Annotated in this window: 22 protein-coding genes; 12 read left to right on the forward strand and 10 right to left on the reverse strand. The window is 42.5% G+C overall.

The window, feature by feature from the left end:
- Positions 1-2 precede the first annotated feature (2 nt).
- Positions 3-1,676, reverse strand: coding sequence for a sensor histidine kinase efflux regulator BaeS (gene baeS / locus B9T34_RS11420; protein WP_086213259.1), 1,674 nt, complete (start codon positions 1,674-1,676; stop codon positions 3-5).
- Between the two features lie 135 nt (positions 1,677-1,811).
- Here baeS and B9T34_RS11425 point away from each other — a divergent pair, with 135 nt between their 5' ends.
- From B9T34_RS11425 to B9T34_RS11435, 3 genes are all read left to right on the forward strand, one after another.
- On the forward strand, positions 1,812-2,450 hold the full coding sequence (locus tag B9T34_RS11425) for a hypothetical protein (RefSeq protein WP_086213260.1): 639 nt from the start codon (positions 1,812-1,814) through the stop codon (positions 2,448-2,450).
- A gap of 301 nt (positions 2,451-2,751) precedes the next feature.
- A complete protein-coding gene (locus B9T34_RS11430; RefSeq protein ID WP_086213261.1) occupies positions 2,752-4,554 on the forward strand; it encodes an acyl-CoA dehydrogenase C-terminal domain-containing protein in 1,803 nt (600 codons plus the stop codon).
- Positions 4,555-4,745: 191 nt separating this feature from the next.
- A complete protein-coding gene (locus tag B9T34_RS11435; protein ID WP_086213262.1) occupies positions 4,746-6,527 on the forward strand; it encodes an acyl-CoA dehydrogenase C-terminal domain-containing protein in 1,782 nt (593 codons plus the stop codon).
- Between the two features lie 66 nt (positions 6,528-6,593).
- On the opposite strand, the gene B9T34_RS11440 is transcribed toward B9T34_RS11435, so the two are convergent.
- Complete coding sequence (locus tag B9T34_RS11440) at positions 6,594-7,403, reverse strand: hypothetical protein (RefSeq protein ID WP_139841268.1); 810 nt, start codon at positions 7,401-7,403, stop codon at positions 6,594-6,596.
- Between the two features lie 215 nt (positions 7,404-7,618).
- On the reverse strand, positions 7,619-8,206 hold the full coding sequence (locus tag B9T34_RS11445; RefSeq protein ID WP_228147450.1) for an FMN-binding negative transcriptional regulator: 588 nt from the start codon (positions 8,204-8,206) through the stop codon (positions 7,619-7,621).
- A gap of 191 nt (positions 8,207-8,397) precedes the next feature.
- Here B9T34_RS11445 and B9T34_RS11450 point away from each other — a divergent pair, with 191 nt between their 5' ends.
- Positions 8,398-8,895, forward strand: a complete 498-nt coding sequence (locus tag B9T34_RS11450) for a phosphate-starvation-inducible protein PsiE (protein ID WP_086213264.1) — start codon at positions 8,398-8,400, stop codon at positions 8,893-8,895.
- Positions 8,896-8,955: 60 nt separating this feature from the next.
- On the opposite strand, the gene B9T34_RS11455 is transcribed toward B9T34_RS11450, so the two are convergent.
- The gene (locus B9T34_RS11455; RefSeq protein WP_086213265.1) at positions 8,956-9,408 is read right to left on the reverse strand and encodes an RcnB family protein; all 453 of its coding nucleotides are present in this window, start codon (positions 9,406-9,408) and stop codon (positions 8,956-8,958) included.
- Positions 9,409-9,589: 181 nt separating this feature from the next.
- Between B9T34_RS11455 and B9T34_RS11460 the strand changes: the two genes are divergently transcribed.
- The gene (locus B9T34_RS11460) at positions 9,590-10,048 is read left to right on the forward strand and encodes a hypothetical protein (RefSeq protein WP_086213266.1); all 459 of its coding nucleotides are present in this window, start codon (positions 9,590-9,592) and stop codon (positions 10,046-10,048) included.
- An 89-nt stretch (positions 10,049-10,137) separates the two neighbouring features.
- Here B9T34_RS11460 and B9T34_RS11465 read toward each other — a convergent pair whose 3' ends face one another.
- Positions 10,138-11,601 carry a phospholipase D family protein gene (locus tag B9T34_RS11465; RefSeq protein WP_086213267.1) on the reverse strand — a complete coding sequence of 488 codons (1,464 nt, stop codon included), beginning with the start codon at positions 11,599-11,601 and terminating at the stop codon, positions 10,138-10,140.
- A gap of 104 nt (positions 11,602-11,705) precedes the next feature.
- Positions 11,706-13,793: a zinc piracy TonB-dependent receptor ZnuD gene (znuD, locus tag B9T34_RS11470; protein WP_086213268.1), complete on the reverse strand. Its 2,088-nt coding sequence runs from the start codon at positions 13,791-13,793 to the stop codon at positions 11,706-11,708.
- Between the two features lie 147 nt (positions 13,794-13,940).
- Here znuD and B9T34_RS11475 point away from each other — a divergent pair, with 147 nt between their 5' ends.
- The 7 genes from B9T34_RS11475 (at position 13,941) to B9T34_RS11505 (ending at position 21,936) form a co-directional block, all read left to right on the forward strand.
- Positions 13,941-14,720, forward strand: a complete 780-nt coding sequence (locus tag B9T34_RS11475; RefSeq protein WP_086213269.1) for a DUF4184 family protein — start codon at positions 13,941-13,943, stop codon at positions 14,718-14,720.
- 159 nt (positions 14,721-14,879) lie between these two features.
- A complete protein-coding gene (gene aspS / locus B9T34_RS11480) occupies positions 14,880-16,661 on the forward strand; it encodes an aspartate--tRNA ligase (RefSeq protein WP_086213270.1) in 1,782 nt (593 codons plus the stop codon).
- 332 nt (positions 16,662-16,993) lie between these two features.
- The gene (locus B9T34_RS11485; RefSeq protein WP_086213271.1) at positions 16,994-17,860 is read left to right on the forward strand and encodes a lysophospholipid acyltransferase family protein; all 867 of its coding nucleotides are present in this window, start codon (positions 16,994-16,996) and stop codon (positions 17,858-17,860) included.
- Positions 17,861-18,010: 150 nt separating this feature from the next.
- Complete coding sequence (locus tag B9T34_RS11490; protein ID WP_086213272.1) at positions 18,011-18,232, forward strand: hypothetical protein; 222 nt, start codon at positions 18,011-18,013, stop codon at positions 18,230-18,232.
- On the forward strand, positions 18,229-19,161 hold the full coding sequence (locus tag B9T34_RS11495) for a CgeB family protein (protein WP_086213273.1): 933 nt from the start codon (positions 18,229-18,231) through the stop codon (positions 19,159-19,161). Before B9T34_RS11490 ends, B9T34_RS11495 begins: the two co-directional genes overlap by 4 nt.
- A gap of 36 nt (positions 19,162-19,197) precedes the next feature.
- Positions 19,198-20,211 (forward strand): glycosyltransferase, encoded by a 1,014-nt coding sequence (locus tag B9T34_RS11500; RefSeq protein ID WP_086213274.1) that lies wholly within the window; start codon positions 19,198-19,200, stop codon positions 20,209-20,211.
- A 30-nt stretch (positions 20,212-20,241) separates the two neighbouring features.
- Positions 20,242-21,936, forward strand: coding sequence for a glycosyltransferase (locus B9T34_RS11505; RefSeq protein WP_086213275.1), 1,695 nt, complete (start codon positions 20,242-20,244; stop codon positions 21,934-21,936).
- Between the two features lie 46 nt (positions 21,937-21,982).
- Here B9T34_RS11505 and rfbC read toward each other — a convergent pair whose 3' ends face one another.
- The 4 genes from rfbC to rfbB are packed head-to-tail and all read right to left on the reverse strand — an operon-like array spanning position 21,983 to position 25,369.
- Positions 21,983-22,528 carry a dTDP-4-dehydrorhamnose 3,5-epimerase gene (gene rfbC / locus B9T34_RS11510; RefSeq protein WP_086213276.1) on the reverse strand — a complete coding sequence of 182 codons (546 nt, stop codon included), beginning with the start codon at positions 22,526-22,528 and terminating at the stop codon, positions 21,983-21,985.
- Positions 22,525-23,409, reverse strand: a complete 885-nt coding sequence (rfbA, locus tag B9T34_RS11515; protein WP_086213277.1) for a glucose-1-phosphate thymidylyltransferase RfbA — start codon at positions 23,407-23,409, stop codon at positions 22,525-22,527. The genes rfbC and rfbA overlap by 4 nt, the downstream gene beginning before the upstream one ends.
- Positions 23,406-24,299 (reverse strand): dTDP-4-dehydrorhamnose reductase, encoded by an 894-nt coding sequence (rfbD, locus tag B9T34_RS11520; RefSeq protein ID WP_086213278.1) that lies wholly within the window; start codon positions 24,297-24,299, stop codon positions 23,406-23,408. Before rfbD ends, rfbA begins: the two co-directional genes overlap by 4 nt.
- The gene (gene rfbB / locus B9T34_RS11525; protein ID WP_086213279.1) at positions 24,296-25,369 is read right to left on the reverse strand and encodes a dTDP-glucose 4,6-dehydratase; all 1,074 of its coding nucleotides are present in this window, start codon (positions 25,367-25,369) and stop codon (positions 24,296-24,298) included. The genes rfbD and rfbB overlap by 4 nt, the downstream gene beginning before the upstream one ends.
- Positions 25,370-25,442 lie beyond the last annotated feature (73 nt).

Raw genomic sequence — 25,442 nt, forward strand, 5'->3', positions numbered from 1 at the left:
CCTTAATGTTTCATCTGTTTCGGAAAAGTCAGCTTGCAGCGCAAACCGCCCAATGGTGAATGATCAAAACTCAACTCACCGCCCATCGCTTTCGCCATTTTTACCGAGAGCGCCAAGCCCAATCCTGTACCGCCTGTTGCACGTGTACGCGAATCATCTACACGGTAAAAACGTTCACCTAAGCGCGCCAGCTGTGCATCGCTTAAACTGTACGGGCTGTCATCGACATATACCGTCCAATGCGAGGCAGTCTGTTCGCTATGTACATGAACTTGCCCGCCCTTTTCCGTATAGCGGATGCTGTTGCCCAGCAAGTTCACCATAATTTGCTTAAAGCGGTCTATATCTAATTGTAATACAGCGCCTTGGCCTTCTGCAGAAACACTTAAACCTGCCTGATCAAACTTCGGCTTAAAGTTTTCCATTTCCTGCAAAATGGTTTCCCAAGGATTCATCTCAGTCATGTAGCATTGCAGCTGCTGCGCTTCGGCCTGCGCTAAATCCGCCAAATCTTTGGTCAGTTTTTTCAGGCTGTTCACTTGGCCCAGCATAGAGGCAAAATGTTCAGGCGTAGGCTTACGAATACCGTCCTGCATGGCCTCAATTTGCGCCTGCAGCACTGCCAGCGGCGTTTTCAGCTCATGTGAGGTATCCGCCACCCATTGACGGCGAGAAGTTTCATGCTGATCCAAAATCACTGCCAGCTGATTCAGCTCATTGGATAAATCACCCAATTCATCGTTACGGTTCACCGTTACTTGATGCTGATAATTGCCCTTAGTCAACTCCCGCGTACCATTTAGCAGGCGCTGAATCGGGGTTTTAAAATAGGTCGCCAGCAATAAAGACACCAGCAAACTCGCCAGAATAGATAAGCCGTAAACCAGCAGCAAATAGCGCTTTTGATTGCTGAAAAAGTTAATGCTGATAGCATCATCCTGATCCAGCACAGGTTTGAGGCCTAAATAGCCGACCACTTGATTTTTAACGATAATCGGACGGTAAGAAATCTGCTCGTCCGTCGGTTCACCCACCACAAACTGATGTTTGGCGTCATATAAAGATAAACGGGAGCTTAAGCCCAAGCGGTCAGGCATTTGTATAAATTGCTTTTTGCCATTGGGATTGGCTTGATTGACAGGCGGACGCTCGCCTTTCTTGGCGTCTTTCGGATCTATAGGCCTGAAAACATTTTGATTGGAACTCAGCGGAAATTTCAAACCATCAAAGGGCTGAAAAGCTGTCGGTAAATTCTTTTCAATAAATTTGAGATCTTCTGTCTTGTCAGCATTCAGCGCCTCGCTAGAAGCATTCATTGCAGCGCCTGCCGCCACCAAAGAATGCTCTTTAAAATAGCGCTGCTGCAGCGCAATATCATATTGACGGCGCAGCCACCAGCGTGACAGGCGGTCATAATCATCAGGGCCTGCCTGCCCTTCAATCTGCAGAATTTGCGCCTGAATCGCATTGCCCCAATCATGATAGACATCATAAACGTCCGCCAAGTTGCCAATCAGCCCATCCAGCTTCTGCATTTCAACATCAGCAACATATTGGGTAAAATTACGCTGCATATTCCAATGAAGCACGCCTAAGCTGACCGTAGTGATGAGCAAAGTCGTCAGCAATACCGTCAAAAATAAACGTAAGGCAATAGGCACACGGCGAATATTCAAAAGCACAACTCAATTTTTCTTCTCTATGGAATATTGTAGCGAACCCTGAATTAAAAAACTCTCCATTGTTTCTACATCTTTATTATTTAATCTTATCAGCATCAAAGAATATGCTTTCCCATGCTGGAGATTCAAATGAAACAGATGACAAAAATAGCTTTAGCAACTGCCGGCATTTTATCTATGGGCGCATTGACTGCCTGTCAATCGACTAATACTGTAACTGCCAAAGATGCAGACCAGCCTCAAAGAATGCATGGTCACAAATATGATCGCATGAGCCCAGAACAGCGTGAGCAAATGAAACAAATGCGCGCTGAACAAAAAGCGGTGATGTCTCAAATTAAAACTGCATGCGATGGCAAAGCTGCTGGCGCGGCTGTGCAAATCAAAGCGGGTGAAAAAACCATTGATGGCACATGCGCGATGGTTTTTAAAATGGATAAACAAAAACGCGGTGAATTTAAAGGCCAGCGCGGTGATATGAAAGGCCACCGAGACGGCGAACGCGGTCAATTCCGCACAGGCCATATGCAGCGCGGCGAACCAATGACTGATGCGCAGCGTGCTGAATTAACCAAACAGTTTGATCAGCGTTTAGCAGAACGCCAAGCGAAACAGCAAGCCATTGCTAAGGCCTGCCAAGGCAAAACCTCAGGCACTGCCGTACAAATCAAAGCAGGCGCGCAAACGCTTGACGGCAAATGTGAAGTCCGCTTCCAGCCTAAAATGCCAGTTCAGTCTGCAGCTCCTGCTCCAGCCAAAGCCGCATAATGATTCTTTAGCTTAAAACTGAAAAGGCGCACATTGCGCCTTTTTTATTGGACATAACTTTTTACGATTCTTGACTATTTGTGTCGTTCAATTTTGCGCAAAAGCGTTTACACTCAACGCACTTAGCATTTTCAAACTATAAATCTTTGACTTTACAGTCACTAAGAAAACACCTAGAAAAGCTTGTACCTTATTAGAAGATGTTGCACGATTAAGCCATTCCAATACCGTGTCATTGAAGACACGTTTTTTACGTTTATTAGGATTATAAGCTGGTTAAACCAGTATTGAGGAAAACGATATGCCACAATACAAAGCGCCCTTACGTGATATGCAATTCGTTCTGCATGAATTATTAAATGCGGAAGAACATTATGCAAAACTCCCTGCATTCCAAGAAACCGTAAGTCGCGAGCTGGTTGATCAATATTTAGAAGCTGGCGCAGATTTCTGTGAAAACGAATTATCTCCATTAAACCAAGTGGGCGACCGTGAAGGCTGTACTTGGAATGATGGCGTTGTAACAACACCAACAGGCTTTAAAGCGGCTTATGACAAATATGTTGAGCTAGGCTTTCCATCTCTTTCTGTTCCAGAAGAACACGGCGGTCAAGGCTTGCCGGGTTCTTTAGGCACAGCAATTTCTGAAATGGTTGGCTCTGCAAACTGGGCTTGGGGCATGTACCCTGGCCTTTCTCACGGTGCGGTGCGTACTGTAGAACACCACGGTGATGCTGAACAAAAAGCAACATATTTGCCAAAATTGGTATCTGGCGAATGGACAGGCACCATGTGCTTAACAGAATCTCATGCAGGTTCTGACCTTGGCATTATCCGCACTAAAGCTGAACCAAATGCTGACGGCAGCTTCGCGATTACTGGCGAGAAAATCTTTATCTCTGCTGGCGAGCACGACATGGCGGATAACATTATCCACATCGTTCTTGCTCGTCTTCCTGGCGCGCCTAAAGGCACTAAAGGCATTTCGCTGTTTATCGTTCCAAAATTCAATGTGAATGCTGACGGTTCAATCGGCGAACGCAATGCTGTGCGCTGCGGTTCAATCGAACACAAAATGGGTATTCATGGCAACGCAACTTGCGTCATCAATTTTGACAACGCAAAAGGCTTCCTGATTGGCCCTGAAAACCGCGGCTTAAACGCAATGTTCACATTCATGAACACAGCGCGTATCGGCACTGCAGTTCAAGGCTTAACAGCATCTGAATCTTCTTTCCAAGGCGCGCTTGCGTATGCGAAAGACCGTTTGGCAATGCGTTCACTTTCAGGCCCGAAAGCGCCAGAAAAAGAAGCGGATCCAATCATTGTTCACCCTGCTGTACGCAACATGTTGATGACGCAAAAATCATTTGCTGAAGGCGGCCGTGCATTGGTTTACTTCCTGTCTCAATATGCAGACATCGTAGAGCAAGGCGCAACTGAAGAAGAACGTAAAGCGGCAGACAGCATGCTTTCTCTGCTCACACCAATTGCTAAAGCGTTCTTAACTGAAACGGGTTCTGAATCTGCAAAACATGGCGTTCAAGTGTTTGGCGGCCACGGCTTCATTTCAGAGCACGGCATGGAGCAAATTGTACGTGATACACGTATCTCTTGCTTATACGAAGGCACAACTGAAATTCAAGCCATTGACTTGTTAGGCCGTAAAGTTTTGGGTACTCAAGGCGCAATGCTGAAAGATTTCACCAAGATGATCCACAAATTATGTGAAGCAAACAAAGACAACGCTGCAATGCAAGAATTTGTTGAGCCGCTAGCTGCGCTAAACAAAGAATGGGGCGACCTAACCATGCAGATTGGTATGAAAGCAATGCAGAACCCTGAAGAAGTGGGCGCTGCTGCGGTTGATTACCTGTACTTCTCTGGCTATGTAACACTTGCTTACCTATGGGCTCGCATGGCCTTAGTAGCGCAGGAAACTTTGGCTGCCGGTACAACTGACGTTGACTTCTACAATGCAAAAGTTACGACTGCCCGTTTCTACTTCAAGAAAATCTTGCCGCGCGTTCGCTCTCATGTAGACGTGATTGCTGGCGGTGTAGAACCGTTGATGACATTGGATGCAGAACATTTCGCATTCTAATTTGAATATCTAAATCATATTCAAAAAGTTGTACTCAACAGTACAGAAATAGAGAAAGGACGGTCATAGCTTTGGCAGTCCTTTTTCTTTATAAAGACATCAGCATTTATATTTTTGCCCGCTAAAAGCTTACGCTTTCAAGCTTTAGAAGCAATCAACCGAATTGAATCAAAAAATAAACAGGTGACACTATGCCAATTTATAACGCGCCGCTTGCAGATATGAAATTCATCTTGAATGATGTATTCAATGCAGAACAATTCTGGCAAAACAACGAAAACTTAGCGCATGTGGATGCCGCAACTGCTGAAGCGATTCTTGAAGAAATGGCAAAGTTTGCGCAAAACGTTACCCTTCCAATCAACCGTACAGGTGATGAAGAAGGCGCGTCTATCAGCAACGGCAATGTAACAACTCCTGCTGGCTTTAAAGAAGCATTTAAGCAATATGCTGAAGGCGGCTGGATTGGCCTAGCCGCAGATGAAGAATGGGGCGGTCAAGGCATGCCAAAAATGCTGACTGTGCTTGCAGACGAAATGCTGTTCGCAACCAACCCATCATTCATGCTCTACCCGCTTCTTTCTGTAGGCGCTGGCATGGCGTTAAACAGCTATGCATCGCAAGAGCAAAAAGAAACGTATCTGCCAAAAATGTACACTGGCGAATGGTCTGGCACCATGTGCTTAACTGAACCGCATGCAGGTACAGACTTAGGCATTATTAAAACCAAAGCTGAACGCAATGAAGACGGCACCTACAATATTACAGGTACAAAAATCTTCATTACTGGCGGTGACCACGACCTGTCTGAAAACATCATTCACTTGGTATTGGCAAAAACGCCTGATGCGCCTGCAGGTTCACGCGGTATTTCGCTCTTCATCGTGCCAAAATTCATTGTCAATGCGGACGGTTCTTTAGGTGAGCGCAACCCTGCTGGCCCAGGTTCTATTGAACACAAAATGGGGATTAAAGCGTCTGCAACTTGCGTGATGAACTTTGACGGCGCCAAAGGCTACCTTGTTGGTAAAGAGAACGAAGGCCTTGCAGCGATGTTCGTCATGATGAACTACGAACGTCTGTCTATGGGTATTCAAGGCCTAGGCGCTTCTGAATTCGCTTATCAAAATGCTGCACAATATGCGACTGACCGCCTGCAAGGCCGCAGCGCATCTGGCGTTCAATCACCGAGCAAACCAGCGGACAGCATCTTAGTTCATGGTGATGTACGCCGTATGCTGTTAAATGTACGTGCAAACAATGAAGCATCTCGTGCATTTGCGGTATATGTAGGTCAGCAGCTGGACATCACCAAATTCTCGACTGATGCTGAAGCCGTGAAAGCAGCCAACAACCGTGTTGCACTATTAACGCCTATTGCTAAAGCTTATTTAACAGATACTGCATTCCAAGCAACGCTTGATGCGCAAATGTGCTTTGGCGGCCACGGCTTTATCCGTGAATGGGGTATGGAACAATGTGTACGTGACTTGCGTATTGCGCAAATTTACGAAGGCACCAACGGCGTTCAGTCTCAAGATTTGATTGGCCGTAAAACCATTAAGTGCAATGGTGAATTCATTGCAGAATACATCCAAGAAATCCGTGATTTTGCCAATGGTTTAGATGCAAGCCTAAACTTTATTAAAGATGCCACTTTAGATGCAGCTGCAGAAGTAGAATCTGTGACTCAATATGTACTGGAAGCAGCACGTGAAAATGCAGAATTCTCTAACTCTGCAGCGGTTGATTACCTGCATGCTGTAGGTCTATTGAGCTTTGCTTATATGTTTGCGCGCATTGCCAATGCAGCCAAAGACAAAGATGGCGAGTTCTACCAAAACAAACTTGCATTAACCATGTATTTTACTCAACGCGTTCTTCCTGAACTTGCGCTGCGTATTGCAAAAGTGAAAGCAGGTTCTGAAGTGATTATGAACTTCTCTGAAGATTACTTTACCAATCAGGCTTAATGCTTTATAGATTGTAAAAGAAAAAACGCTCGATAATTCGGGCGTTTTTTTATAGAAATTTTTAATTTAATGTTCAATATTCGTTTTGGCGCCAGCACATTGATGCACCCAAATACCATACTCTCCAACAAAGTAAGTATGTGTATTTTCAACCTCTAAGTTATAAACAGTTGTGGTGACATAGCCTTCACCCTCATCCCATTGTATAGTTTCAGGATTTACCCAATCGCCCTGACTAAAGCCATGAAAATGCGCATTCGCTCGGTCTTCCTCAGGAAGTTGCGCAAGTAAATCTTCTTTCCAATGGGTATTTTTACTATATAACTTGCTTAAATTTGGATTATTTTTTATGGTCTCATGCCATGAAATGATATTACCTGTAAGTAAATCTACAGGTATTCCATAAGCACTCGACTCAGAACCATAATATGGCATCATGCCTACATTGGTGTCAGCAGTAGTATAAATTTGCGCATGAGGTTTAACATTATATCCTTCAAAATTAAGACTATATTTATTCCCATCTTTGTCTACAACTACATCTTGATCAGTAATTTGCTGAGCAGTAACCCAGCCCTTTTTGTCGACCCAAAATGGATGTTCAGGAGTAACTATTAATTGTACTGAAGGTAATGCAATACCATTCAAATTAAATTTGGCTAATACCTCTTTTTTAATTTTTCTTGCTTCAAAGAAATCTATTTCAGGATCAATCCAATATCTTAAATTCACAAAAACTACAGGTTGACTTTCGATTTTTATCACTTTTGTTACTGCTTGATAACTTTGATGCCCTGTTATTGGATCTGCACTATGAACTCGCTCCCCGATTTGGATATCTTGTATCTGTACTAAACCTCGTTCAGCATGAACCAAAGTACCACCGACAAAACAAGTATGATTGAGTTTATCTAAAACCGTTTTTTTTGATTGTCCTTCGCCAAGCGATCATTATTCTGTTGTTCTAATTCTTTTTTAAGCATCTGATTTAAATCCAGTAAATATATATTTAAAATAAAATTAACAGAATTTTATGAATAAAAATAGCGCTATTTCTAGTCATGAAATTCTGTTAAATACACCAAGGCATTTTATGATTTAGGATAATAATTCCGCACCGAATCTGCCATTTCAGGATGCTCATTTTCCAAAGCCATTGCTACCTTTTCAGCATCTACAGCACTGCGGTTTTGACTGACTTTAAACTTACCCACAATTGAGTCTATTTCGATTTCTATCGCCACAATTTTTTCTAGCTGTTCTTGAATAAAATCTTCAGGTGCATCACCCATTTTCCATGGTACAGCTTGAGTCGCTTCATGCGTACGTGTGAGTCGCGCCACAACACCGCGTAAATATTTATCATCATCAATTTTACGTATCATGCCTTTGACATGGACTACACGATAATTCCAAGTGGGTACAACCCGATGATGTTCTTGTTTCCCTTCATACCAATTTGGCGAAATATAAGCTTGATCTGCATGAAAAATCACATAAACCGATCGCTCATTTTCCAGCAACCTAAATAAGGGGTTGGCTTTAGCAATATGTCCGCGAAGCATCCCCTTAGCGCCTGCTGAACGATCCAGTTCCAGCGGAATATGATTGGCTTCAATGTCTCCATCAAACACCACCATTACACTGGCTAATGGATGCGCCTCAATGCAGTCAAACAGCTCCGTTTAATCGTCCTGCTGAAAATGAGTCGGCAAATACATTTTATTTTTCTCAAACTGGCTAAAACTCAAACAACATAGCATTAAAAAACATGATTTTTATATTAAAAAATCATCTTATTCTATTCATGTGCATGAAATTTGCTTATGTTTAAATGAATGAAAACCGTAAAGATAAATAGGAGGACTGCATGACCCACCGTGATCCCAAGATTGAAAAAATAGAAACCCTCCTCGACCGTTTTGGCAACCTTGCCGTAGAAAGCTTTCACTACATCGCATTATTTATTATTGGCTGTATGGTCATTTGGTCTGCTGGCCATACCGTATTTGAAATACTAACGGTTAAGCGATTTGCGACCATTGACGATATTCTCTTGCTGTTTATTTATTTAGAACTGGGTGCCATGGTCGGCATTTACTTTAAAACCAACCACATGCCTGTGCGTTTTTTAATTTATATTGCCATTACCGCGCTGACCCGCCTGCTGATTTCAGATATCCAGCACGACCATAAAGCGGATATGGATTTGGTGATTATTACAGGTTCTATTTTAATTATGGCTTTTGCAATTTTAGTGGTGCGCTACGCGTCTTGGACTTTTCCATCTGTAATACGTGATAAGCACTCTGATAAGCCGCTGCCAGAAGACAAAACACCGCGTCCGCAAGATGATGAACTTGCTTAATGTATTAAGCCCCCCTCTTTAAAAAAGAGGGGTTTGGGGAGATTGAATCGATATACAGAATTATCGATTCGGCACTAAAACATAACGGCCATTTTCAAGGATCCAATACATGCCGCTTGGCGGTGCTGGCAATCCGATACGGCGCCAGTCGCTAATCACCGTCTGGGTTGAACTCTCAATATAGGCCGTGTTCGGATCGCCATTCACCCAGCTGTAGCTTTGTGAGTTTTGAATCACTGTCGTTGGCGCCTGATAATGAATACTCACACCATTTTGCGGCATTGGCGGATAGGGCCGGTTTGGATACGGCGGGTAAGGCCGATTTGGATAAGCCGGCTGATGGGGATAAATCGGACGCTGATTCGGATACCCCGGCCGATTCATTGGCGGCGGCGGACGGTGCTGTTTCGATGTATCTACACCACGGTAATTACCCCATTGATTTTCAGCCCATGCCGTAGAAGCCCCCAAGAGCATCACGATGCCTGCGGCACATGCGATTACTGTTTTCATTGCAGACTCCTATGTCATTCATGCTTCTATCATAAAGAATAGTTAAGCATAAAAAATGAATAAAAAACCAGCAAATGCAAAGTTTTGTAAAGACTTTCCCTGCCCCGCGAAGTTGCTTGACCGCGTCTGAAAAATGCAAGCCTTATGCTAGAATGCATTTTTTGAGACCGAGTCATCCATTGTGGCAGAACTGAATTTTGATCGGCTATATGCATATTTTTGCAAAGTTCCGAGTGTGCAGAAGACTTTAATCGATGCTTATGGCACGGATGGCCAAAAAGCGTGGTGGTTCAAATTTCAAATTAATATTGAACATCCGCTGGCATGGCAAACCGTGCAGGAATTAGGGCATGTGCTCAACTATATTTCTAAAAACGAACGCCTGCCGACCCAATTTCTGCCGGTCTCTCCGCCGCCTTATATGAATGGCGAAGCAAAACAATTTTTGGCATGGGTCATTCAATGCAATCATGCTGATTTTCCGCCAGATGTGGTCTGCGATTGGCTGGAAGCGCGCCTGCCTAATCCAGTTGAAGATGAAACTAAATGGAAAATTAAAACCGATTTACATGGGCTGGATAAAATCAGCGACAAAGATTTAGATAAGATGGTTCCGCCAAATCCTGAACCGAAGACTTAAGAAATTGTTGCATTACCTCTCCCTAACCCTCTCCTGAAAGGAGAGGGAACTCCTTCTCCCTTTGGGAGAAGGTTGGGATGAGGGAAAGATTAAAACGTCGACAGCCCGCTCCACTCCATAAAGCGGTACAGTGCATATTTGATTTTCGATTCGTCTGCATATTTGCTGTACGGCAGACTGACTTGACGTCCATTTAAATTTGACCATGAACTGTCAAAATACTGCTGCACATCAGCAAAGACTGTATCCTGCGGGCGGCCTACGACACGAAAATTGGTTTCAAGATTGTAATTTTTTAAATTGCGGGCGGTAAAATTCGCAGATCCTAAAATCATTTCAGCCTGCTGTGCCCCTGTTTTCACAATCATTTTGCTGTGGCACTGTTCGCCATGGGTATCACACCAGCGTACTGGTATGCCTGCATCATTCAGTTCAGACGCCACTTGACGGTTTGGAATGCCATTTTTCTGGCGTCCAAAGGCATCTTTATTGGGATCCAGCAGAACCTTTACATCCACTCCGCGCTCATGCGCTGTGATTAAAGCCTGAATGATTTTGCGCTCTGACAGATAGAACATCGCCAAATCAATTTGCTCTTTGGGCTGTGCAGAATCAATCAGTTTCAGCACCGCGTCATAAATGGCTTTTTCGGTCAGCACCTGCACTTGCGGCAAGGTTTTGGCATCTTCAAAATCGCCCATAATCACCACAGGCATATCAGCTTTAGACATCATGCCTACCGCCTGCTCTGTTTTCAGCACATCCATCGCCGTGTTGCCTGTCACCACCAGCGCCACATTGGAATGCCGCGAACTCCCGTCATGCGGATTCATGGAAGTGACCAGCGCTTTCCAGCCTTCAGCCGTATCCACCACTAAGGTTTTACGATGATTGGCTTTGAAGTTGAATAAATTCATATAGCTGCGCAATGTGATTTTGTCTTGACCGAATGGATTCGGCAGCCAGCCTTTTTCAGTATTATTGCCAAGGCCCTGACAGCATAAATACCAGAAGCCAGACCATGCAGGATTAGATGCACGCAGCGGAGTTAGGTCAGTTTCAATCACATCAATACCCGCTTGGCGCAGCTGATGATATTGATCTGCATAGACACCGCCATACACCGAGTTGATTGGATCGGTAATAAATTTCACTTCCAGATTGGGCGTGTATTTGCGTTTTTTAATCAACGCATCGGTCAGCTGCTGCATCAGTGCTTGATGCTGTACTTTGGAGTCTCCGACTTCTTGATTAAAAAGGAACATATCCAGCACAATGGTGCTCTGCGCCTGATCAATCATCTGCAGCATCTGCTTGAAAATCTGCTGATCCAGCTGCTGTTTTCCATTGGCATCCATATAGCTCTGATCGGCTAAAAACTGCACTTGCGCATGGCGCAATTTACCCGTGTAGTTCAGCCCTTCCGGTAAAGGCTTATACATTTGATAAACAGAAGAAGAAATATAGCCCAAAGCAAATAGGCCGATCACCACACCAAAATATTGGCGGCGTGACCAATTTAATTTGCTGTGCAGCCGTTGAAAAATACGCATAATAAAAAACCTAGTCCAATAGACTCAGACTAGGTTTTATCATACGAATTTTCAAGAGGATTTCTGTGATTCTGCACAGCAGCGGCAGAAATCCGGCCCTCTGTTTAGAAGCCAAATTCCACACCCACAGTGAAGTTTCGGCCCACTTGCGGAATATTTGACAGGAATGATGCATGTGAATAGACCTGATCATCCAGCAAATTGTTTGCATTGAAATAAACACGGTAATCATTGTCTTTGGCATATTGACCCGCATAAGACAGGCCTAAATTCACCATGTTATAGCCTTGCGTTTGGTCTTCATAAGCGGCAAATTTGTCCTGATTGAACACGTGATAATATTCCGCCATACCCGACCAGCTGTCTGTAAAGCCCGCATTGACGCGCGTACCTAAACGCCCAGCTGGAACGCGCGGCGCATTCGCGCCATCAATTTTACCTCGGACATAATCACCAAATAGACTGACTTTATAGACATCATTTAATTGATAGCCTGTTTCCGCTTCTAGGCCATAAAATTTAGCCTTATCTTGCGTATAGTCAACCAGACGGAAGTTTTCAAACTGGTCCGATGTTGCTGCATAGATATAGCTGTCATACCAATTGTGGTAAACATGCACATGATAATCTAACTTGTCTGCTTCGTAGTGCAAGCCCAGCTCGACATTATTAGATTTTTCAGCGTCCAGATTTTCATTGCCGCGCTCATATGTATTGGTCGCAAAGTGCTTGCCGTTGGCATACAGTTCTTGCGCCAAAGGCAGGCGTTCCTGATGAGAAGCTACCAGTGACAGCTTATAATCTGGCGCAAAAGCCCAGTTCAGCGCAGCAGAATATGAAATAGCGTGGTCATCAAAGTCTTTTTGAGCAGAATCAATATCAATGTTCTGCTGTTCAAAACGCGCGCCCAATTCGACATGCACATCGCCAATCTGCTTATGCTCTAAACCAAACATGCTCCACTTCTGGGTTTTATTCGGATTCATCAGCGACTCTTCACCGCTGATATCCAATTTTTGCTGATTATACTGCGCACCGATCACGCCTTCCCAGTCTGCAATCGGGTAATGTACCAGCTCTAAGCGCGCATCATAGCCTTTGCTTTTAAAGGTGGTCAGCGCTTCATTGCCTTCAATTTCATCATGCTGATAATCAGTATAGCTGGCATGTGCGCGCAATTTTTGGAAACCTTTAAACGGTTCTGCCAGCTCTGTACGCAAATCATAACGTTTTGACGTTAAATCGACCCATGGCCCTGCTGCATCATGGTCATGATCGGCATGCGCAGAATGATCGTGCTCATCCGTATGCCCATGATTATCGCCTCCATCACAATGTAAATGGTTTTCATGCGGATGACAGCTTTCATATTCGTGGCTGTGCCCCGGTAAGCCATACTGATCTTCGCGCTGACTAAAAGACATGCCCACAAAACCGCGGTCATGAATCCATGAGCCGCCAATATTCACGGTTTGCCCTTCCGCAAAGGTATTGCCGACACGGCGTTCTTTTTCCAATTCACCATCATGGTCATGCACATAATCTGGAGCAATATAGTCATTGGCTTTACGTTTAGAGCCTTCTACGCGAATGGCGAATTGATCGCCTAAAGCCGCCGTCACACCTGCACTGGCCAGCTTTTCATCGCTGCCTGTGTTGTAGCGCAGCCCAACTTGACCTTCATAGCCTTTTTCTGGAATGGCCGCTGGAATTTTCTGATCCGTGACATTCACTAAACCGCCCACAGTTCCTGCACCATACAGCAATGTCGATGGACCGCGGATGATTTCCACCTGCTTGGCTAAGATCGGATCTACCGTCACGGCATGATCTGGCGACAAAGTTGAGACATCAGCAGTTTCTGAAGCATGCTGCAGCACTTTTACGCGAGGGCCATCTTGACCGCGAATGACTGGGCGGCTAGAGCCTGCGCCAAACTGATTAGATGAAACGCCCAACTCACCTGCCAATGCATCGCCAATGGTCGCAGGGCGCGCAGCCAACTGCTTTTGATCCACAATATGATCGGCAGCGCCAAAGTCGGCAGCAGACTGCGCCAGCGGATGGACTTGTATTTGAATCGTGTCCAATTGCTGGATTTGATTTTTATCTTCATTTGCAAAAGCCAAAGGTGCAGCGGCAATTAATGAGGCGGTAATTAAATTTTTCTTAAAGAGGTGATTTATAGGCATGGGGATGCTCAAACTGGCGATTTTTGTATATTGTTATAATATAACATTTCAATTCATTTGCAATAAAAAACACCAAATAATGCAAGCTTCATTTAGACTAGCCCGCACATCTGTACAGTTTTTATTCTTTAAATAGTTTTTAAGTCAATGCCTTTTACAATTTCACATGCAGTCCTCGCACCGCCTATTTCTAAGCTGACAGGCAGCCGCCTGCCGATTGCTGCTTTAGCCATTGGCACCATGGTGCCTGATTTGTTTAGGCTTTTTACCAATGCCAATTATGACGGCTCGCATCAATGGTCTGGCTTGATCTTTCCCAATTTATTATTGGGTATGGTGTTCTGCCTGCTCTGGTACGCCCTCTACCGCCCGATGATGTTTGCATTTTTTGGTTTAAATAAACCGCTGAATATTGATAGCATAAATCGTTGTTGCGGTTTTATGCTCAGCCTGATTGCCGCAATTATGATTGGCACAGCAACGCATCTCGTTTGGGATGGGCTGACCCATGTCGATTTTCGGACTTTTGCATTTAAAAACATTTTGATGCAGCCGATTCATCTTTTTCAGCACACATATCCCCTGCACCGTGTACTGCAGATTGGCATGTCCGCGCTGGCGCTTCCAATTTTAGGCTGGATGATCTACCAGCATCACCAGCATTACCGCGGCCCGTCGGCGGTACATCGCAATATCAAAATTTATGTCTATGCATTGTCAGGACTGTCACTGCTGGCGGGCATCGCCAGTTATCTCTATTTTGCCGAAAGCATGTATTCCAATGCCTATGATGATGACTTATATGCCTATGTCGGCAAATCGATTAATTATTTTTTTCGGGCTTTTCTGGGGATGTTTAGCCTCGGAAGCCTTCTTTTTCTGATCTTAAAATCGGCCACCCATATTTTCTCCAAATCATCTGCATAACGTGCTTTTTAAGCCTTTAGCGCGGGCATTTTTATCGTTTTAGCTATAAGTCCCTGTGACAAAATAGCCAAAAAGAGGCATAATCCCCCATTCGAATAAAAGCGGTACGCTGTTTACGTATTCGCTGACCTTAACCCATATAGTTGGATTTCTAACGCTATGATGCGAACTCATTACTGCGGTTCTTTAACCGAAGCTCAAATTGACCAAACCGTTACATTATGCGGTTGGGTTCACCGTCGCCGTGACCACGGTGGTGTAATCTTCCTTGACATGCGCGACCGTGACGGCCTTGTTCAAGTGGTTATTGACCCAGATACTCCAGAAGCTTTCGCAACTGCAGACAAATCACGTTCAGAATTCGTATTAAAAATTACAGGCCGTGTGCGCCGCCGTTACGAAGGTACTGAAAACGCGAATATCGTGAGTGGTCAAATCGAAGTTTTAGGCAAAGAAATTGAAGTTCTTGCGCAATCTGAAACTCCGCCATTCCCATTGAATGACGAAAATACAAATATTTCTGAAGAAGTACGTTTGAAATACCGTTTCTTGGACATCCGTCGTCCAGAAATGTTAGATCGTCTTCGTTTCCGTTCTAAATTGACTAACCTGATTCGCAACTACTTCGAAGACAATGGTTTCTTAGACGTAGAAACACCGATTCTAACGCGTGCTACACCTGAAGGCGCACGTGACTATTTAGTGCCAAGTCGTGTTTCTAACGGCAGCTTCTATGCGCTTCCGCAATCTCCGCAGCTGTTCAAACAGTTGTTGATGGTGGGCGGTATCGATCGTTATTACCAAATCGCTAAATGTTTCCGTGATGAAGACTTACGTGCTGACCGTCAGCCAGAATTCACACAAATCGACGTTGAAACATCGTTCATGAGTGACGATGACATCATGGATTTAATGGAAACGTTAACGGTTAAGATGTTCAAAGAACTTCTAAACGTTAATTTCGACAAATTCCCACGCATGACATATAACGATGCTATGCGTGATTATGCGTCTGACAAACCGGATATGCGTATTCCTTTGAAATTGGTTGACGTTGCAGACATGATGCAAGACGTTGAATTCAAAGTATTCGCAGGCCCTGCTAAAGATCCTAAAGGCCGTATCGTGGCTTTACGTGTACCAGGTGCTGGTTCACTTCCACGTTCTGCAGTTGATGAATACACGAAATTCGTTGGCATCTACGGTGCACGTGGTTTGGCGTACATCAAAGTCAACGAACTTGAAAAAGGCATCGAAGGCTTACAATCTCCAATCGTTAAATTCATCGAGCCAATCGTGCTTGATCTATTAAAACGTGTTGGCGCTGAAAATGGCGACATCGTATTCTTCGGTGCGGACAAAGCTAAAATTGTAAATGATGCGATGGGCGCACTTCGTGTGAAAATCGGTCATGACATGAAACTTGCAACTTGCGAGTGGGCGCCGCTTTGGGTCGTTGACTTCCCAATGTTCGAAGAAACTGATAATGGCTGGACTTCTGTTCACCACCCATTCACGCTGCCTAAATCAAGCGTAGAAGAAGTGAAGAACAACCCAGGTGAAGCGCTTTCAGTTGCTTACGATATGGTATTGAACGGTACTGAAATCGGCGGCGGTTCTCTTCGTATTCATAACCTGGAAATGCAAAAAGCAATTTTTGAAGCGCTTGGCATTGGTGAAGAAGAAGCCGAAGAAAAATTCAGCTTCTTGTTAAATGCATTGAAATACGGTGCGCCTCCGCACGGCGGTTTGGCATTCGGTCTTGACCGTTTAGTGATGCTCATGACAGGCGGTGCTTCAATTCGTGACGTGATTGCGTTCCCGAAAACCAAAACTGCTGAATGTCCACTAACTCAAGCGCCTGCGCCAGTTGAAGCAAATCAACTTCGTGACCTAGGCATCCGCTTGCGTGAAAAGCCAAAAGCAGAAGAAGCTAAATAATTTTTTAATTCCTTCTTTTTCTCCCTTTGGAAGAAATACAAAAAGGAAATAAAAAAGCCCTGCACATGCAGGGCTTTTTTACGCCAATGTAATTTCTTTAAATATTGATGCATTTGATGGCTCACGCCATTTTGAACATATTAGATACTGCATAAATCTGCATCTGCGTTATGATAGCTTTTCTATATTATCCAGCTCGAGTACCTGATTAATCATAGGCTTAGTTTAAATTCTGATCTGCAGCTTTAGAATTATTTGCCTGAGACCGCTCACGCTCCTGCCTCACCGACCGTTTATCATCTTTTTTAAGATGTCTGAGCAATATCCCTCTCATGTATTTGATCCTTAAACTTGCGTCAAAACTGCCGCTCTGGTTTTTACAAACGCTAGCCTGCTGGGCAGCATGCATACTCAACAGTTTTAATTCTTCTATAAAACGGATTACAGCCATCAATATTCAGCTGGCCTACCCGCAGCTGAATGATGAAGAACGCACTCAGCTGATTCGCGCCAGTGTCCGCAGCCAGTGCATGACCTATTTAGAATTTGTGAAATGCTGGGGCATGCCGCCGCAATACAGTCTGAACTTATTTGACAAGATTGAGGGCGAAACCATACTGACTGATGCGCTCGCCAGTCAAAAAGGCGTGATTGTCGTTATACCGCATTTTGGCTGCTGGGAATTGCTGAATGCGTGGCTCAATGTACATACTCAGCCCATGATTATGTATAAGCCAAATAAAATCAAAGGGGTTAACCGCTATTTATTGGAAGCGCGCCAGCAATTTAACGCTACGCTAGTTCCAACCGATGAAACGGGCATCCGCGCTATTTTCAAACATCTTAAAAGTGGCGGCTTAACTGTCATCCTGCCTGATCATCTGCCTAAAGCATCAGGCGGCATCTATGCTGAGTTCTTTCAGCAAAGTACTTTATCCGCAACCATTGTTTCCAAGCTGGCCAGTAAAACCCAATGCAGCGTCATTGGCCTCAGCTGTGTCCGCAGCAGCGATCCGTCTAAATTCAATGTACATTGCACCGCGCTGTCAGAGGACATATTATCAAAAGATCTGCAGCTTTCTATCAAAGCTTTAAATCATGCTATGCAGGATATCATCAACACAGCGCCGGAACAGTATATCTGGTCCTATAAGCGCTTTCGCAACCGTACTGGCGGAGTCAATCCTTACCGCAAATAACATGCCTTAAATATACTTTTTAGGCTGCGTATAGGAACTATTCACCTACACCGCCATGCAGATTACAGAGGATGCACTGGATTCAATTGAGATCAATTATGGACAGTGGCATAATAGCCACAATTTCCACTGTTAGTAAGTGAATCTCCTATGGCTATGCGTCCTGAAGTCCGCCGCCGTGCAATCGTTCTTATTATTTTCGCTGTTGTGCAATGGATTTTCATGCGCTATATCGTAGACAATCAGCTGTTCAATTTAACCACGTATAACCGTATTGTCATTTTCTGTGTCAGCAGTCTAGGCGGCGCCTTGCTGATCTTTGTCGGCTTAATCTACATGGTCCTCAAAGGCAATGCGGATAAGGACGAATGAAAAATATTCTGATCATTGGAAAACGAGGCGGCATTCTGCAATGGTATGAAAATTTACTCGCCTCCGATCTCCCAAATCAAGAATATAATATTCAAGGTTTTGCGTTAAATCACAACAATAACTTTGAACGCGCAATCAAGAAACTCATTTCCAATAAAGATAAATATACGGCAAACCTGCTTAAAAAAAAGTTAGCAGGATTTCAGCCCGATCTGATTTTGATAGCAGATTTGTTTTACTTTAACGATTACTTGTTAAGTGCACTTGATGAATCCTCAGCAAAAAAAGTGCATTGGATTGGTGATTTTTTCGATGAAAGACTGTTTAAATCTAAAGATGTAATTGATTTATATTGTTTTACAGACTCAAGCTTTGTCCAAGATGCGCAGAAAATCGGCTTAGAAAAAACTGCATACCTGCCATTGGCATTTAACCCTGATGTTTTCTTTGCCGATGAAACGCCCAAAAAAGACCGTTTATTATTTATAGGCGCGTGGTCACAGGACCGTCAGGAATTAATTGAGCAGATTCCCGTGCCTTTAACGGTTTATGGCAAAGGCTGGCATCAGCTGCAAAAAGCGGATTGCATCATTCATCCTCACAATATCCCGCTGACTGAAGTTGCTCAATTATATCGGCAGCATAGATTTGTATTAAATGTCATCAATAAAAATAACATTCGGCAAGGGATGAATATGCGCTGCTTTGAAGCGCCTGCATGCGGATGTATTTTAGTCAGTGAGTATGTTAAAGATTTAGAGCTTGTTTTTGATATACAAGAAGAAATTATTTGTTTTTCGAATCCTGAAGAATTGAAAAACAAATTAAATCAACCCATAATTCGCTCAGAAGCAGGCTTAGCCAAAGTCCGCGAATCGCATACTTATGCTAAGAGAATTCAAACTTTAATTAGTTTAGTAAATAAATAATTTTTGCTGCAGTCAAATTTTTAAAGGTTTTTTATTGTGTTCGTTAGCGTTATTGTTCCGAGCTATAATCATGCTCAATATCTTGAAGAAAGAATCAACAGTATTCTTAATCAGACCTACACTGATTTTGAAGTCATTCTGCTCGATGATCTCTCGCCTGACAATACAGCTGAAATTTTAGCAAAATATAAAACTCACCCAAAAGTTTCACATTGCATTATTAATGAGCAGAATTCGGGTTCTACTTTCTATCAATGGAATAAAGGCATTGATTTAGCAAAAGGCGAATTGATCTGGATTGCTGAATCGGATGATACAGCTGATCCTCATTTTTTAGAGAAACTTATTCCGCAGTTTGACCAGAACCAAAACTTAGTTTTAGCCTATTCACAATCCTACAAAATGAGTGCTGAAGGTGAGTTAACCGGCACATGGAAAGAGCAGACTGATCCAATTAATTCTGAAGAATTTGAAAATTCTTTTACCATGTCTGGTCTAAAATATATAGAAAAGTATTTAATCGATCAAAATACTGTCCCGAATGCAAGTGGTGTAATCTTCAAAAAACAGACTTACATTGATGTCGGCAGAGCCAATCCTTCCCTGCGCTTCATTGGAGATTGGGAGATTTGGCTTAAGATTATTTCTCAAGGTGAAATCTATTACTGCGCAGAATGTTTGAATTATTTTAGATATCATAATACCAGTGTCATTGCACAGGCTCGTCATAAAAAAGATCATTTTGAGGTCAGAAGACAAGTACTCTTATTCAGAAATGAAATTCAAGTATTCTTAAATTTGAATACAAATACAAATGTTCAGCATTTAACTGATTACAATCTTAAGCAAATTAAAAAGGAAAAGCGCAAAAATGCGTCTTTAGCCATTAGAAGACGCTATTATAAAAAAATCATTCCAACCAGCTTAACCGCATTGCAAACGGTTCCCCTGCCATTTGCCCCTATACTTGTTCTTAAATTGCTTTTACAGTTTCTATTGTCAGTCCTTGTTATTGCTCCAATTAAGACGATTCAGAGTATCTTTAAATAAATTTCATCAAAATTCCTAGGAATCAACATAATGAAAAAATTCATTTTAACTCTGCAATCATTATATAGAGAGCATGGCAGTGTGGGGAAATTGTGGCAATTTTTCAGAAGATATTACAATAGCCATAGTTTCAAAGAAACAAAAAACTTTTGGAACAAAAAAATGACGCTGGTTCAATTAGAACAGTGGAATTTAAAAAAGAATAAGAAAGTTATTATTTTTGCAACCAAGCATACAATTTTCATAACTGAGCTGATTAAGAAATGCTTAGAACAGGCTAAAATTGACTATCAAGTCTATTACGAAAATTATCCTAAGAATTTTAATGATGATTTATACATAATCATTTGTCCGCAATTTTTTAAAAAATTTCCTGACTGCTATATCGCATTTCAGTTGGAACAAACTGTTTCAGATCGCTGGTTTTCAGAAAATCAGCTTGAAAAATTAAAAAATGCAATATTAGTTGCTGACTACTCTATTACCAATATTCAATATTTATCAAAATCTATTCCTGTTTCAAGCTTATATTATTTACCTATATCGGCAACACCTCTGATTGAAGATAGTCACACATATGAATATGACGTCTTATTTTATGGTGATACAAATAATGAACGTAGAAAAGCTTATATTTCAGAGATCAGCAAACATTTTAAAGTTAAAATTATTAATAATTCATTTGGTCAAGATATTTGGAACTATATAAAGAAAAGTAAGGTTATTCTTAATATTCATTATTATGAAAATGCTTTGCTTGAAACTACAAGAATATATGAGTGCTTATCTAATGACGCATTAATTATTTCAGAAAAAAGTTCTGATTTCGAATCATATACAGATCTAGAAAATCTAGTCGATTTTGTTGAAATTGATAATATTCAAGAAATGATTCATAAAATCAGTTTCTGGTTAAATTCACCCAACGACTTCACAGAGCGAAAGAAAGCAATCCAAGCATTTAAAAATAAGAAACAAACACAGTTTGATTTTTATTTTAACCGCCTACTCCTGTCATTGGATATCATCGACTTTGATACGATGTATAACCGTACATCAGAAACTTTCAATCCCTTAGAAAACTTTTGGTGTTTAGGTTTACCTGAATATTCGGATCGAAGTAATGCCTTTGAAGAAGAATTAGCGAAGTACAATAAAATTTCAAAATTTTCTGGACTTAGACATCAGATTCCTTGGATTGGCTGCGGGTTAAGCTACAAGTACATGATGAAGTTCGCTCAGCAGCATGGCTATACAGATGTCACTATCTGCGAAGATGATGTTCTGCTGCCGGCTAATTTAGATAAAAAGCTTAATAGCATTCATGCAAAATTAAATGGGCCTGATTGTCAGTGGGATCTATTCTCTGGCCACGTCACTGATTTAGACCAAACAGCTTCTGTACAAAAAAATGGAAGTGATGAGTTTTTCAAATATATAAATCTGAATAAAACGACTGGCATGGTGTTTAATATTTATAATCAGTCAATTTATGACTATATTATTCAATGGGATTATCGCAATAGAAGCCTCAAAAACAATGCTATTGATCGATACATAGAAAATAAAAGTAATTTAGCAGTGGTAACGACTGTCCCATACTTAGTGCATCATAAAGAAAATATACATACCACTTTATGGAACAGAAAAAAGGATTTATTTTCTTATGAAAATATGACCAAATCCAGCCTAAATCTAATAGAAGAAAAAATGAGAAAAAATTAACGATCTAAAGCAGCTGCATGGAATTGTGTATGCAGCTGCTTTTATTTTAAAAAGGCTTCGCTTCTTTATCCTTATCACTCACCAGCACTTCATCAAGTTCAGCTAAAGGCCAATCAATTGCAAGCGTAGGGTCATTCCAAATAATCGCCCCTTCACTTTCTTTGTTATAGTAATTGGTGGTTTTATACAAAAACTGAGTATTATCTTCCAAAGCAATAAAACCATGCGCAAAACCTTCTGGAATCCAGAACATGGTTTTATTTTCTGCGCTTAACTCAACGCCAACCCATTGCCCATAGGTTTTAGAATCTGGTCGAATATCAACAGCAACATCCCATACTCTACCTTGAACAACACGTACAAGTTTTCCTTGGGCATGTGGCGCATTCTGAAAATGCAGGCCGCGCAATACACCTTTTTGTGAAAGTGAATGATTGTCCTGCACAAAGACAGGAACTGGCAAATTGAGTTCAGTTAATGCCTGCTCAAAACGCTGCTGATTAAAGCTTTCCATGAACCAGCCGCGATCGTCACCAAATACATTCGGATGAAGAATTAAAAGGCCTTCAATTTTAGTCGTTTCTACTTTCACTTCGCTTCATCCAGCAATTTATAAAGATATTGTCCGTATTCGGTTTTCTTTAATGCATCCGCACTTTCAGCTAATTTCTCTTTAGAAATCCAGCCTTGATTGAAACCAATTTCTTCCAGACATGCCACTTTCAAAGACTGGCGCTTTTCAACCGTATACACAAATTGACCTGCTTCCAGCAAAGATTCATGCGTACCAGTATCCAACCAAGCAAAACCGCGACCAAGCAATTCTACATTTAAAGAACCATCTTTCAGATAAGCATTGTTAATATCCGTGATTTCAAGCTCACCGCGCGCCGAAGGCTTCACTTGTTTTGCAAATTCCACTACGCGGCTATCATAAAAATACAAACCTGTTACTGCATAATTCGACTTCGGCTGCACAGGCTTCTCTTCAATACTCAGCACACGCCCGTCTTGGTCAAACTCTACAACGCCAAAACGCTCTGGATCTGTAACGTGATAGCCGAATACTGTTGCACCATGTTCACGTGCATCTGCAGCTTCCAATTGCTTGCTGAAACTCTGACCATAATAGATGTTATCGCCCAGAATTAAACAAACATTATCCTGTCCAATAAACTCTTCGCCAATCAGAAAAGCTTGCGCCAATCCATCTGGAGACGGCTGAACTTTGTAACTTAACTCAATGCCGAATTGAGAGCCATCGCCGAGCAGCTTTTCATAATTAGGCAAGTCTTCTGGAGTAGAAATAACCAACACTTCGCGAATGCCAGCCAGCATCAGCACTGAAAGTGGATAATAAATCATCGGCTTATCATAAATAGGCAGCATCTGCTTTGATACGCCCTTTGTAATAGGATGCAGCCGTGTGCCTGAACCGCCAGCTAAAATAATGCCTTTACGTTTTGTACTCATTGATTTAACAACTCCATTAATGTTCTTTGCACGCCCAACTGCCAATCCGGTAAGTGCAACTGGAAAGCGCTTTGAAGTTTTTGGTTATTCAGTCTGGAATTATGCGGTCTGCTTGCCGGTGTCGGATAGGCTTCAGTCGGAATAGGATTTACTTTCGCTACAGCTAACTCAGCACCTGACAGCTTCGCTTGCTCGAACACATAATTTGCATAATCAAACCACGATGTTTCGCCGCTTGCGACCAAATGATAGATGCCTGATTTAGAAGAATCCCTCATCACCTGAGGAATTACTTGAGCTGTAATATCCGCAATCAGCTCAGCAGATGTCGGTGCGCCAATCTGGTCGTCAATAATTGACAGCTCTTCCCGTTGCTGCGCCAAATTCAGCATGGTTTTCAAAAAATTTTTGCCTTTTGCGGCATAAACCCATGAAGTTCTGAAAATAAGATATTTACAGCCTGAAGCTGCAATCGCCTGTTCGCCCTGCGCTTTAGTTTGTCCATATACATTGATCGGATCAACCTCATGCGACTCTAAAAATGCTGTTTGCCCCTGTCCATTAAACACATAGTCTGTTGAATAATGCACCAGCAAAGCGCCTGTTTCTAAACAGGCTTCCGCAACACTTTGCACCGCATGAAAATTAATACACTGCGCCAAGCCTTGTTCAGTTTCCGCCAAATCTACCGCAGTATACGCGCTCGCATTGACAACAACATCAGGCTGAAGCTTCAAGATAGTCTCTTTTACCGCGTCCGGCTGAGACATATCCCCTTGCAGGCCTTGTGCGCCATGACGATCCAAGGCAATAACCTCACCCAAAGGGGCGAGCGCACGCTGCAGTTCCCAGCCTACTTGGCCATTTTTCCCGAGCAGTAAAATTTTCATGGCTGGTCCTGATACTGTTTATTCAGCCAGCTCTGATATTCACCGCTTTGCACATGCTCAACCCATTCTGTATTGCTCAAGTACCACTCTACTGTTTTCCTTAGACCTGTTTCAAAAGACTCTTCAGGAACCCAATTCAATTCATTTTTAATTTTTGAAGCATCAATTGCATAACGCACGTCATGCCCTGGACGGTCTTTGACATAGGTAATCAAATCTTTATAGATGCTAATACCAGCAGGCTTATTTGGCGCAAGCTCTTCCAGCAATTCACAAATGCCGTGCACAACGTCAATATTGGCTTTTTCATTGTGACCGCCAATATTATATGTTTCACCGACAGCCCCCTCAGTAACCACTTTATAAAGTGCGCGGGCATGATCTTCAACAAATAGCCAATCACGAATTTGCTGGCCATTGCCGTACACAGGAAGCGGTTTCCCTTGAAGTGCATTTAAAATCATCAAAGGAATCAGCTTTTCAGGAAAGTGGAATGGTCCATAATTATTTGAACAATTGGTTACCACCACAGGCAGCCCATAAGTGCGGTTCCATGCCCGGACTAAATGATCCGAACTGGCCTTACTCGCTGAATAAGGTGAGCTTGGCGCATAAGATGTGGTTTCAGTAAATAAATCCGTTGTACCTTCTAAATCGCCATACACTTCATCTGTAGAAATATGATGGAAACGGAAATTGCTTTTACCCTCTTCTCCCAGTTCATTCCAGTACTGGCGCGATGCTTCGAGTAAATGATAGGTTCCGATAATATTGGTTTCTAAAAAGGCATAAGGGCCCGTAATCGAACGGTCTACGTGTGATTCGGCAGCCAAATGCATCACAGCATCAGGTTTAAATTCTTGAAAGATTTGGTCGAGTGCCGCACGGTCGCAAATGTCCGTTTGGCTGAATTGATAGCGGGCACTGTCACTTACAGATAAGAGTGATTCTAAATTGCCTGCATAGGTAAGTTTGTCAACATTGATCACTTCATTATTAGTATTTTGAATGATATGGCGAATTACGGCTGAACCAATAAAACCAGCACCACCTGTCACTAAAATTCGCATGTATAAAAACTACCCAAAAATATTTTGTCGTAATTTTATCATCTAAATTTTTAAATTACTGCTATTACAACGA

This window comes from Acinetobacter sp. ANC 3813 (genome assembly GCF_002135435.1).
Classification (GTDB): Bacteria; Pseudomonadota; Gammaproteobacteria; order Pseudomonadales; family Moraxellaceae; genus Acinetobacter.